The sequence below is a fragment of the Bacillus cereus group sp. Bce019 genome, from assembly GCF_051781745.1.
Taxonomy (GTDB): domain Bacteria; phylum Bacillota; class Bacilli; order Bacillales; family Bacillaceae_G; genus Bacillus_A; species Bacillus_A cereus.
Genome location: NZ_JBPWJX010000030.1, coordinates 13,921 through 26,527, shown reverse-complemented (window position 1 = coordinate 26,527; position 12,607 = coordinate 13,921). Strand labels below are relative to the sequence as shown.

The following is a 12,607-nucleotide window of genomic DNA, read 5'->3' as shown; positions in this document are numbered from 1 at the left end:
AGAGCATCGAATTCGATGCTCTACTTTCCCTTTGCAACAATCACACGAACTACTTTCAAAACAAGAAGTAAAAGACCGTTCACTATCGCTGCAACCCCTAAAGAGACCGATATCATCAGCTCTCCCATTCCATTATTCAATACAAACATAGCAGAAGAAATGAAAGCCAAAATAAACAATACTAACGTTGGTATATATTTAATAACAGGCTTCTTATATGACTTTTGTGAAAGAAGAAACGTAATTACCAACGTCATAATGAAAACAAAATATACTACAAATAAGAAAATCACACGAAAGCCTCCACGATTACTAAACTATGAAAAAGATAACAGCAGTTAAAAATTATTAATATTTCTCATTCATCTGTAATTCTTTACTATACTTTTGAATGAAAACTGACGAAACAACCATTACCATTCCTACACTAAATCCAATAAGCTGATCCAGTAGCATCTCATCATGTATGAGCCAGCGAAGTAGAAATACCCCTCCAAAAATAAGCATAGCAGTAAATCCAGTATGCCTAAGTCCTTTATATACATTTTCCATATGTATCACCTCTTCACATAACATTATCCATATTATACCATACAACCATCAAGTAACCGTATCGTCCTCTGACAATATGCAGCTACCTTTTGATCATGTGTAACAACTAGCACTGTTTTTCCTTCTTTATTAATCTCTTGTAAAATACTCATAATTTTTTCCCCATTTTCTTGATCAAGAGCACCAGTCGGTTCATCAGCAAGTATAATTTTTGTATCTTGTGCTAAAGCCCTTGCTATTGCTGTTCTTTGCTGTTCTCCTCCTGATAACTCGTAAGGATATTTGTTAATATGCCTCTCAAGCCCTACCATTTTCAGCATTTCTTTTGATATTTGCATACGTTTCTTATGAGAAATTCTTCTATATATAAGTGGAAGCATTACATTTTCAATAATCGTATAATCATCGAGTAGCGAAAAGTTCTGAAACACAAATCCAACTTCCGTGTTTCTATACTTATGATAGTTTTGCTTTAATGTACTCGTATCCATTCCATCTAAAAAATACTTTCCAGCAGAGGGGCTATCGATTAAGCCAATAATGTTAAGGAGAGTAGACTTCCCCGAACCAGAGGGGCCCATAATGGCTATCATTTCGCCTTTTTCTATTGTAAGATTAATATCTTTTAAAGCACTAAAATTATTCTTTCCAAAGCCCTTAGCCACATTTGCGAGCTGAATCATCTATAACACCTCTTTCATATATGTATTTTTTATTTTTAGTACATTGAAATAAATGATTGCATATATAACGAGGATCATTACAAGTGATAAAGCACCTATAACAACCAATGATTCTATAGAGACTTTTAACGTTCCAAAGAAAGATACTATACTATTTTCTAGCCCTTTCTGAATTTCAATTACTCCGCTATTCTCCCATTGAAAATACATTATTCCTATACATATCGCTAAAACGAATAGCAACATATACTCAATAATAAATGGAAGACATATTTGAAAAGTGCTTGCACCTAACGCTGATTTAATAGAAATATTTTTACGCTCCATATAAAGTGCTGCCATTGATGTCAATACAATAGATAGAAATGAAAAAAATAAGACTGTACCGCTTAATAATAAGGGGTATGACATATTATCAATACCTTGTTTTTCATTTTCTAACAATTTATTCGGATTTGTAACATAATACGAATAACCCTTACCTTCCGTTACCTTTAATACTTTCTTTTGAAATTCATTTATATTTATCTGCTCCTTTGTTTCTATAATTAACCCATTGTATAAAAGTTCTACACTATAGAACTCTATTTCTTCTGTTCCAATTGGTAAAATCGCCATGTCATCTAATAATGTAATACGATTATCCGATATTTCACCACTTCGAGGATATGTAAATGGTGAATTTTTTTCTAAAAAGCCAATTACTTTTAGCTTCATTTTTCCAGATGGCATAACATCACCAATAGATACCTTTTCTATATAATTAGCTCCTAATATAACAGGTCTAATATCAAATACTGATTTATGAAATTCCGATTCCTCAAAATATCTTCCTTGTGAAATTCGTATATGAAAGTACTTATTAATATCTTTATCAACAATAAGAGTCTTTATCGTTCCATTTTCTTTTTTTAAACTAAGTGAATAGTTACGGAACAAATAATTTGTTTTATTTGTTATTGGTATCGTATTAGATAACCCTTGCATGAAATGTTGATAATCACTTTTTGCTTTTTCTTCACTAAACAATGTTATATCTTGCGTCGCATAAAGTTCATAGAAATTTTTATGAGTCGATAAATTATTTGCTACCGTCATCATTTTTCGATATCCCGAAAGATTACTAACAAATTCTATTGCTGAAGAAAATGCAATAATTAAAGAAATTACTATAATCAAACTTGGTAACAACCGTTTTTTCACAGACCGTATAGAATCAAATATAAAAAACATGAAGACCTCCTACGTTCTTAAATGTTTTCCGGGATATATATTTATAATGTGCTTGATTGGAATTACAGTAACAAACATTGTAAGAAAAATTATAAAAACAATATTACATACCAATACATATGGTGTTAACGGTTTTAATAAGTATGTCTGAAAATACGTATGAATTGTTCCAGAAAACATTTCTAACACCAGAAAAACCAACAGCATCGCCACTAGAGAAATAAACAAAATTTGAATATATAGTTCGCAGTAAATAGATATATTAGAAGCACCTACTGCTTTTTTTAATGAAATCTCTCTTTCTTTTTTATAAATCCAAAATAAAACCGCAGAAATGCCAGAAACAATTGCAACAAGAATAAATTTATAATAATACTTATTTGCTGGATCTATATGTGTCACATGTAGTTCCTGAAGATCTCGTTCATTCAGTATTTGAACATCTCCCGAAAGCACTTCTTTACTCCTATCCATAAACTTTTTTATTTCGTTATGAATAGATGATGTAGGATTAACAACTGTTAATTGTAATTGTTTACTCGCGATAATACCTTTTTTAGATATAGTAGGTAAGTTTTGAAGTGGAACGTATATACCTGCTACACCGACGTCACTGTCTTTTCTTGATATAGTTCCTATTTTTTTATATGTATCATCAAATTCATATAACTCCTCTACATTCGTTTGATCGCCAACAACCATATCGTTTACATTTTCACGATGAAAATATTGTCCTTCAGAAATATATGGCTTCCAATAATAATCATCTTTTAAGTTCACAGCTATAATCTTTGTTGCCCCTGAACTATTTAATGCTTTTAAATGCTCTACATAAATATCACTTTTAACAAAAATATCTTGTATGAAAGGAATTATCTCTTCCAATTCAGTTGCATTCGCTATCGGAACAGTTAAAATTTGATTCTTCTCTGGAAAACCGATTTGAAAAGCAGATATAAAGTTTCGTTTAGATTCTGTTAAAAGTGCGGCTATTGATATAGAAAGAAAAGAAATAAAAAATGACATAAGGAGAATTAAGAAAAACAGTTTATTGCTTTTTATATTTTTAAAAGCTAGGTACATGTCTGTGCTCCTTTTAAATAAGAAGGAGATGATGAACATCCCCTTCTCCTTATCCAAATATTTATAAAGACAACTGTTTAATGCTTTTTACCACTGTAATCGTAAGTTACCGTTACTATCAAAAGTACCTTTGTGTGTATCTTCTTGATAGTCATTATTCTCATTTGCATAATGCTCCGAGTATAGTCCTTTTGCACCAAAGGCGTTATATGCACCATTACTCACAGTTGCGTTTAATGCTCTTCCAGATTCATGGGACCCTAATTTGTCTGAAGCGCTTTCAATATATGAATTATTTCCATTTAATTTAATAAAAGAAATTGCTACTGAACAACGAGATGCATTTTGATTCGTAGTAGTTTGAGCTCTATAAGATAGTAGGTTACCGCTTTTGTGACCGCTTAGAGTTGGATAGAATGCACTTGTTGAGATTGATGTTGCTAATAATACTAAAGTCGTAATTGAAAAAACTTTTCCTTTCATTAACAATCACCTCATAAATTTAATATTTTAGTAGCGCTACATCATCATAATATCCTTCAAATAAATTCTCCTCAACAAGAAACCCCGATGTTTTACAAACTCTTTAAACACTTAAACATTCATACATTTTTAAAAAGTAACGTATAAGTAGCAATATAAAAAGGCTGCAGAGAAATTCTTCTCCACAGCCTAATATTTATTTTTGCAAAAACGCCTGCAAATCTGCAAATTGTCTCTTTGCATCTTCATAGCCTTGCTCGTATAAATTTTGTAGTTTTGCTGTATCTTTTTCCATACGATCTACTTGAAGCGGTACTTCTGGACGAATAACAAATAAATTACCCGCTTGTTCTTCTTTTTCAATGTAGTGAAGTGTTTCATTATACACTTCATAACGATTTAGCATCGTGTTAACAAGATTCGGATATTTTTTATAAGCTTTTCCTGCAATCCATCCAAATTTTGATTTTTTCTTCGCGTAACCATGATTTCTCGTTAAAATAACGACTGATTTTTTAAATCCATCTTCCTGTGCTTTACGAACTGGAATTGGATCAGAAATCCCGCCATCTAATAACTGCTTACCACGATAATTTACTACTGGTGCAATGAAAGGCAATGAACTAGACGCTTGTAATAAATTTAGCGCATCATCATTCGTTCCTTCTTTTTCAAAATAAACTGATTGCCCTGTTTCACAATCCGTCGTTCCTACAAGGAAACGTTCCGGGCTATTAAAGTATGTTTCAAAATCAAACGGCACATGCTTTTCTGGAATTTCGTGGAAAATGAAATCCATATCAAATAGCTGACGTTTTCTCCATAAGTTTTTATACGATAAATATTTCGGATGTGATGCATAATCAATATTGACCGTTTTATTTCTATTTCTTTGTCTGGAAAGATACGACGCTGCATGACAAGCACCAGCTGATACACCGATTACATATGGAAAATATAAATCTTGTTCCATAAAGTATTCTAATATCCCGCCCGTGTATACACCACGCATACCGCCGCCTTCTAATACTAACCCCGTATTTTCAAGCATGTTACTCTCTCCTCTATATATATTGACTCTTTAATTATTCACCATGTTAAGTATCTTTTTCTATTATATATGAGTTCTTTCAGAAATTATATTTAAAAGACTTGAGAAAAAGGAGTTTTTTCTTCCAATTATATTTCCAAATGACCGGAGACATCCTTTATAAACCTTTGAATAAAGTCTTGCTCTTCTTTCGTATATCCATCTAAAAGTAACAACCACTTTTCTTCAGCTTGCTTATGCAATTTTTCATGAGCTTTATATATTTCATTCCCACTCTCCGTTAAGCTGAAGAAGATTTCTTTTTGATTATCTAACATTTGCATCTTCTCAACGAATTGCTTTTGAAACAACTTTGTACAAATTTTAGAGATTGCTCCCTTCGTCATGCCCATTTCTGTCGTAATTGCCGTTACATTCATCAAACCATTTTTTCCGATACATTCGATTACATGTAACTCAGATAAAGACATACTACTTACGCCTGTCTCACGAAGAAACTTCTCATTTTGTCGTTTTAAATGTTCTTCTTTTTTATGCAAAAGTGTACGAATGTCCGAAAGTATTTCCATTTGCTTCGTTGCATGCTTCAATCCGTTCGCCTCCTAAGTTTCCAAAGAAACAATTTAACTATATACCATTTTAAAACCATTTTTTCATCTTTACAAGTGAGAAAATCATGTTAAAATAAATTTAGTTTCCAAGGAAACTAAAATACAAGGAGGTTAACAAGATGAAAAAATCTAAACTAACTTTCATTTTATATGTTGTCTGTATTAGTGCCTTACTCGGTTCCTTCGCTCAAAATATTTACACACCTATCTTACCGATGATTCAAAATTCTTTTCACACTTCTCTTTATCTTGTAAATGTAACAGTTTCACTTTTCACATTCGTTCTTGCAATTATGCAGCTCGTATATGGACCTTTAATTGATACAAAAGGGAGAAAATCTGTCCTTATCCCTAGTTTAGTCATTAGTACAATTGGTTCAATCGGATGTGCCTTTTCGGCAAACATTTATTTATTTCTCTTTTTTAGAGCTGTTCAAGCTATAGGAATAGCGGCTATACCTGTAGTTTCAGCAACGATTATCGGCGATTTATTTGAAGGAAAAGAACGCGGAGAAGCGATGAGCCTATACCAAATGTTACTTGCCCTCGCACCTGCAATGGCTCCTCTCATAGGTGGTTATCTTGGCAGTATAAATGGTCACTTATCTGTATTTCTCTTTTTGTCTACACTTGGCATTATCTTATTAATTATAAACATTTCACTACTCCCAGAAACAAAGCCAAATATAATTAAACAATCTAAAGCACAAAAGAATTACTCTCTTATCTTAAAAAATAAAACTGGATTTTCTATTACTCTTATTGGCTTCATTCAATTTTGTATTTACTTTTGCTTTCTCGTTTTTTTACCGAGTATTTTAACAAATTCATTTCATTTAACTGTAAATAAAATTGGTCTTATGTTTGTACCAATGTCTCTTTCTATCATGCTAGGAAGTTTTTGCTACAAGTTTTTGCAAAAACGACTCACAACAAAGCAAGCTTTATTTATTACGAGTTTCTTCAATATTATATGTGTCGTTTTATTCTCTTTCACATATAGCATCAATATCCCATTCATTATTATCGTTACATCTTTGTACGGTTTTAGTATGGGACTTTCTATGCCAACTCACACTACTTTATTAACAGAAGAATTCGTACAAGAACGCGCAACAGCTATCGGTATGTACAACTTCATCCGCTATCTTGGTATGGGCACAGGGCCACTTATAGGTGGATTTCTTTTATTTAACCAAAATTACTTTTGGATTTTCTTCCTAGGCGCAATTATGTTTTTACTTGTAATCTTATATACAATGAAAATGCTAAGCCTTCATGCTGTACAAAAATTAAAATAGAGCCCCAAAAATGTTGGCTCTATTTTACCCTCTTTGATCCGCAACAATATGAATATCAATATACTTTGTTTGTCTCATAATTTCATTTACAATAGAACCTTTTCGAATTTCTTCCCACCGCGTTCTCGCTGATTGCCCAAGTAAAATTTGTGTTACTTGCAATCTTTTCGCGACTTCAATAATAACATCCGCTGGCTTTCTTCCCTTTGCTTCTTCTAATACAAAACTCGCATCAAATTGATTCGTGAGCGTCTTCCACTCTTCAATTGTTTGTTTTTTACCAGCTGAAAGAGAGTCTATATTTTCTCTTTCAACATTTAATACATACAATTCAGCATTTAACCGATCAGCCATGCGCCATCCCCGTCTTATTAATTTCTCCGCTGTTGAACTGTATTGTACACAAACAAGAATTTTTTCTTTTACGCCAATTGGTTCTATTACTGTTTGGCTAATTTTCTCGTCCATATCATCGGCAACCTCGCGAAGTGATAATTCCCTAAGTGCTCCTAAATTATTAAGCGTAAAGAAATTTTGTAAGCTTTGCTGAATTTTTTCTTCTTTATATATCTTTCCGTCTATTAACCTCTTCCGAAGTACTTCCGGTGTTGCATCAACGAGCTGAATTTCATTTGCTTTTTGTAAAATAAAATCTGGAATTCGTTCTCTTACTTTTACATTCGTAATTTGAGCTACAATATCATGAACACTTTCTAAATGTTGAATATTAAAAGCTGATAATACCGATATACCAGCCTCTAACAATTCCTGCACATCCATATAACGTTTCTTATGTTTAGAACCAGGAACATTACTATGCGCAAGTTCATCCACTACGACTACTTGAGGCGCGCGTTTTTTTATTCCTTCCACATCAAGCTCATAAAATACCTTTCCTTTATACTGTATTTCTTTCAAAGGAACTTTTTCTAAATCAGCAATTGCTTCTTCCGTCTCTTTTCTTCCATGCGTTTCAATTAAACCAATTACAATATCAATTCCATCTTTTTTCATTTCCCTTGCATCAAAGAGCATTTTATAACTTTTTCCTACGCCTGGAGCTGCTCCTACATATAACTTTAACTTTCCCCGATTTTGCTGACGAATATATTCTAAATATTCCTCTGGCGTTCGCCTTTGAAACTTCGGTTCATAATCATCTGCATACAAAATAAACACTACCTTTCATTCGAAACAACGCTACCTCAATCCGTTAGATTGAGGTAGCACTGTTACTATTTCATTAATTTCTGTAATGCTAAATTTAGCTTTAAGACATTCACTCGATCTTCTCCAAATAAACCAAGCGCAGCACCTTCTGTTTGATCTTTAATCAATTGATTAAGTTTTTCTTTCGGAATATTCGTTAATTTCGATATGCGATCCACCTGCACAGAAGCTGCCTTCGGACTAATATCAGGATCAAGCCCTGAACCTGAATTTGTCACTAAATCTATCGGTACTTCTGTTACTGGAACGCTCGGATTTTGTTTCTTCCACTCTTCAATACTTTTCTCTACTCGTTTCTCTAAATCTGGATTAGATGGTGCATAGTTATTTGAACCAGATGCTTCAGCCTTATATTCAATACTAGAAACACGCCCTTGAAAATAACGTGGATCCGTGAAGTTTTGCCCGATTAATTTAGAACCAATCACTTCATTTTTATCATTATATATTAGACTTCCATCCGCATTATCCTTCATCACGGCTTGTGCAATACCAGTAACAATAAGCGGGTATACAAGTCCGCACAACACTAGAAATGTAAAAGTAATACGGATAATTGGTGATAGTATACTTTGTTTCTTCTCCATCTTTTTCCCCTCTTCCTTATATGAACAAGCCGACAATTATATCAATTACTTTAATTCCAATGAACGGAACGATAACTCCGCCAAGCCCATAAATAAGTAAGTTTCGGCTAAGCAATGCATTAGAACTCATCGGTTTATATGCAATACCTTTCATCGCTAACGGAATGAGTAATGGAATAATAACAGCGTTAAATATTAATGCTGATAAAATCGCTGACAGTGGTGATGTTAATTTCATAATGTTCAATGCCTCCATTTGCGGAATCGCAAGTGTAAACATTGCTGGAATGATTGCAAAATATTTTGCTATATCATTCGCAATACTAAACGTCGTTAAAGCACCTCGCGTCATTAACAATTGCTTACCGATTCCTACAACCTCAATAATTTTCGTTGGATTCGAGTCTAGATCAATCATGTTTGCCGCTTCTTTCGCTGCTGTCGTACCACTGTTCATCGCTAATCCAACGTCCGCCTGTGCTAATGCTGGAGCATCATTTGTACCATCACCTGTCATCGCTACAAGTTTCCCTTTATCTTGCTCTGCTTTAATGACAGCAATTTTATCTTCCGGTTTACACTCGGCAACGAATTCATCTACTCCAGCTTCTTTTGCAATGGTTGCTGCTGTTAACGGATTATCACCTGTACACATAACCGTTTTAATCCCCATTTGGCGTAACTGTTCAAAACGCTCACGCATACCCGGTTTTACTGTATCCTTTAAATAAATTAAACCGTAAATACGATTATCTACTGCAACTACAAGTGGTGTTCCGCCCTCTTTTGAAATTAAGTCTGCTTTTTGATTTACATCTTTCGGAATTGTTCCGCCTTGTGACTCAACCCATTCAATAACGGCACCTACAGCACCTTTTCTCACTTTCGTTCCGTCTTGTAAATCAACACCACTCATTCTCGTTTCTGCTTTAAACGGAACAAACTCACCTTGTTCTGCAAGTTCTCTATTATATGATATAGATTTTCCCTGCACATACTCGATAACAGATCGACCTTCTGGTGTTTCATCTAAAACAGAACTAATAGCGGCCCACTTTCCAACTTGCTCAATCGTTTCATTTCCTACAGGCAATAATGTATGAGCCATTCGGTTCCCAAAAGTAATTGTACCTGTTTTATCTAAAATAATTGTATTAATATCGCCCGCAGCTTCTACTGCTTTCCCTGACATCGCTAGCACGTTAAATTTTGTCACCCGATCCATCCCCGCAATACCAATCGCTGATAGCAAACCACCAATTGTCGTTGGAATTAAACATACTAACAACGCTACAAGTACAGCAGTATCAATTTGAAAACCTAAATAATTTGTAAAAATCGGCAACGTCACAACGACGATTAAGAAAATAAGAGTTAAGCTCGTTAATACTGTATTTAAAGCAATCTCATTCGGCGTTTTTTGACGAGCAGCTCCTTCTACTAAAGAAATCATTTTATCGATAAATGATTCACCAGGATTACTCGTAATGACAATTGTAATTTCATCACTTACGACCATCGTTCCACCTGTTACGGAACAAAAATCACCGCCTGCTTCTTTTATAACAGGAGCTGATTCACCTGTAATTGCAGATTCATCTACAGATGCTAATCCTTTGATTACTTCGCCATCACTTGGAATCATTTCTCCTTGTTTTACGATAACAACGTCACCTTTTCTAAGATCAGTTGCTGAAACTTGGACAATGTCTCCATTTTCTTTTACTACATTTGCAAACACATCTTTCTTCGACTGCTTTAAAGAATCGGCTTGCGCTTTACCACGACCTTCTGCTAATGCTTCTGCAAAATTCGCAAATAAAACTGTAAATAATAGAATGAGAGAAACTGTTATATTAAACCATCCTGGTATACTACTAGAACTGCTTGGAAGAAAAGATAAAATGAACGTAATGATAAATCCAATTTCCACAACGAACATAATCGGATTCTTTATCATGACTTTCGGATTCAATTTCGCAACGGATTGCTTCATCGCATGTGTTACGATATCACGATCCATCGTTTTCGCTTGTCTAACTTCATCTTCTACAGCATGTATTTGTGACTCATTTAATTGTTTTTCTTTTACTACTACCGGTCTCATCATTTACCCTCCATTACTTCAATGTAAGAAATTCTGCAATTGGACCGAGTACTAACATCGGGAAGAATGTTAATGCACCGACAATTACAATTGTTCCGATGAAGATGCCACCAAATAAACTATTATCTGTACGGAACGTTCCGACTGTTTCTGGCACTACCGTTTTTTCTTTCAATGAAGCTGCCACAGCTAGCATCGTAATTAAACTGAAGTAACGTCCTAAAAACATAACTAAACCAGTCGTAATATTCCAAAACGGTGTATTATCTCCTAATCCTTCAAATCCAGATCCGTTATTCGCAGCTGACGATGTATATTCATATACCACTTGCGTCAAACCGTGGAAACCGGAATGAGAAATAGCATCCGTCCCTAAATTTGTTGAAAGAGCTAATGCCGAAAATCCTAAAATGAGCAATGGATGAAATAAAATCGTGACCGCGATTAATTTCATTTCCTTACCTTCAATCTTTTTACCTAAAAACTCTGGTGTCCGTCCAACCATTAACCCAGATATAAACACCGCGATAATTGCATACATAATAATGTTTACAAAACCTGCTCCAACGCCACCATACACAGTATTTAACATCATATTTACAAGCGGAACTAAACCGCCAATTGGTGTTAACGTATCATGCATCGTATTAACAGCGCCTGTTTCAGCAGCTGTCGTTACCGTTGCGTATAGTGAAGAAAATACTGTTCCAAATCGTACTTCTTTCCCTTCTGTACTTCCTTGTACATGTTCGATACCCATTCCATTTAATGCCGGGTTCCCGTTTAGTTCAGATGTCGTAATCGTTATAAACCCTAGTAAAAATACCATAAATAGTGACACGAAAAGGATGCGGCCTTGTTTTTTATTTCCGACCATTCGTCCGTACGTAAATGGAAGTGCTGTTGGTAATAACATCATAAGCATCATTTGCAAAATATTACTCATTTGTCCTGGATTTTCGAAAGGATGCGTAGAGTTTGCTCCGAAAAATCCACCGCCGTTATTTCCAAGTTCCTTAATGGAAACGAATGATGCAACAGGTCCACGTAAAATACTTTGCTTTGCACCTTCAATCGTTTGTGCTGTAACCGCCCCATCTAACGTTTGTGGTACGCCAAGTGCGACAAAAACTAGTGCCGCAATAAATGCAATAGGAAGAAACACTCTCGTTAACGCTCTCGTAAAATCAACGAAAAAGTTACCAAGTTCTTTTCCAGCAAGTCCTCTTATAAAAGCCATAACGAGCGCTAATGTCGTTGCTGGTGCCGCAAACATTAAAAATGTAATTCCGATTAATTGTGATAAATAAGATAAACCATTTTCACCGCTATAATGCTGTAAGTTTGTATCAGCCATAAAACTAATTGCTGTATTAAAAGCGAGCGTAGGCTCCATCCCTTCAATATGCGCTGGATTTAGTGGCAGCACACCTTGTAATCTGAAAATGAAGTATACGACAACAATCATAAATCCATTTAATAAAACTAATGATAATGCGTACTGTTTCCACGTTTGATTGTATGCTTTTACACCCGTAATTTTAAAAATAAGTTTTTCAAAAGGCCCGAATACTTTATCTAACGTTTTGCTACCTTGAAAAGCTTTTTCTAAATAAATCCCCGTTGGCTTTGCTACTAAAATAAACAAGAGCATTGTAATAATGACTGCAACCCAAATCATAATGA

13 protein-coding genes are annotated in these 12,607 nt (G+C 34.4%); 1 reads left to right on the top strand and 12 read right to left on the bottom strand.

Features of this window, described 5'->3' with window-relative positions:
* Positions 1-20: 20 nt before the first annotated feature.
* The 8 genes from ACS2QP_RS25695 to ACS2QP_RS25660 all read right to left on the bottom strand — a co-directional run bounded on the left by ACS2QP_RS25695 (position 21) and on the right by ACS2QP_RS25660 (position 5,675).
* A complete protein-coding gene (locus ACS2QP_RS25695; protein WP_000576483.1) occupies positions 21-293 on the bottom strand; it encodes a hypothetical protein in 273 nt (90 codons plus the stop codon).
* A gap of 55 nt (positions 294-348) precedes the next feature.
* The gene (locus ACS2QP_RS25690; RefSeq protein WP_072939990.1) at positions 349-576 is read right to left on the bottom strand and encodes a hypothetical protein; all 228 of its coding nucleotides are present in this window, start codon (positions 574-576) and stop codon (positions 349-351) included.
* 8 nt (positions 577-584) lie between these two features.
* A complete protein-coding gene (locus ACS2QP_RS25685; RefSeq protein WP_000615279.1) occupies positions 585-1,235 on the bottom strand; it encodes an ABC transporter ATP-binding protein in 651 nt (216 codons plus the stop codon).
* Entirely contained in the window at positions 1,236-2,468 is a 1,233-nt protein-coding gene (locus ACS2QP_RS25680; RefSeq protein WP_153581763.1) for an ABC transporter permease, read from the bottom strand.
* A gap of 9 nt (positions 2,469-2,477) precedes the next feature.
* On the bottom strand, positions 2,478-3,551 hold the full coding sequence (locus ACS2QP_RS25675; RefSeq protein WP_153581764.1) for an ABC transporter permease: 1,074 nt from the start codon (positions 3,549-3,551) through the stop codon (positions 2,478-2,480).
* Positions 3,552-3,638: 87 nt separating this feature from the next.
* Positions 3,639-4,034 carry a hypothetical protein gene (locus ACS2QP_RS25670; RefSeq protein WP_438882967.1) on the bottom strand — a complete coding sequence of 132 codons (396 nt, stop codon included), beginning with the start codon at positions 4,032-4,034 and terminating at the stop codon, positions 3,639-3,641.
* Positions 4,035-4,230: 196 nt separating this feature from the next.
* The gene (locus tag ACS2QP_RS25665; protein ID WP_000892676.1) at positions 4,231-5,085 is read right to left on the bottom strand and encodes a patatin-like phospholipase family protein; all 855 of its coding nucleotides are present in this window, start codon (positions 5,083-5,085) and stop codon (positions 4,231-4,233) included.
* Positions 5,086-5,213: 128 nt separating this feature from the next.
* The gene (locus ACS2QP_RS25660; protein ID WP_000679681.1) at positions 5,214-5,675 is read right to left on the bottom strand and encodes a MarR family transcriptional regulator; all 462 of its coding nucleotides are present in this window, start codon (positions 5,673-5,675) and stop codon (positions 5,214-5,216) included.
* A 140-nt stretch (positions 5,676-5,815) separates the two neighbouring features.
* Between ACS2QP_RS25660 and ACS2QP_RS25655 the strand changes: the two genes are divergently transcribed.
* Positions 5,816-6,997, top strand: coding sequence for an MFS transporter (locus tag ACS2QP_RS25655; RefSeq protein ID WP_000748728.1), 1,182 nt, complete (start codon positions 5,816-5,818; stop codon positions 6,995-6,997).
* A 24-nt stretch (positions 6,998-7,021) separates the two neighbouring features.
* Here ACS2QP_RS25655 and kdpDN read toward each other — a convergent pair whose 3' ends face one another.
* From kdpDN to kdpA, 4 genes are read right to left on the bottom strand one after another with little or no spacing between them, the layout of a single operon-like run.
* A complete protein-coding gene (kdpDN, locus tag ACS2QP_RS25650; protein WP_078421194.1) occupies positions 7,022-8,176 on the bottom strand; it encodes a KdpD-like non-kinase potassium sensor in 1,155 nt (384 codons plus the stop codon).
* Between the two features lie 56 nt (positions 8,177-8,232).
* A complete protein-coding gene (gene kdpC, locus ACS2QP_RS25645) occupies positions 8,233-8,814 on the bottom strand; it encodes a K(+)-transporting ATPase subunit C (RefSeq protein WP_000412607.1) in 582 nt (193 codons plus the stop codon).
* A 16-nt stretch (positions 8,815-8,830) separates the two neighbouring features.
* Positions 8,831-10,921, bottom strand: coding sequence for a potassium-transporting ATPase subunit KdpB (gene kdpB, locus ACS2QP_RS25640; protein ID WP_001248003.1), 2,091 nt, complete (start codon positions 10,919-10,921; stop codon positions 8,831-8,833).
* A 13-nt stretch (positions 10,922-10,934) separates the two neighbouring features.
* Positions 10,935-12,602, bottom strand: a complete 1,668-nt coding sequence (gene kdpA, locus ACS2QP_RS25635) for a potassium-transporting ATPase subunit KdpA (protein ID WP_000638330.1) — start codon at positions 12,600-12,602, stop codon at positions 10,935-10,937.
* Between the last annotated feature and the right edge of the window lie 5 nt (positions 12,603-12,607).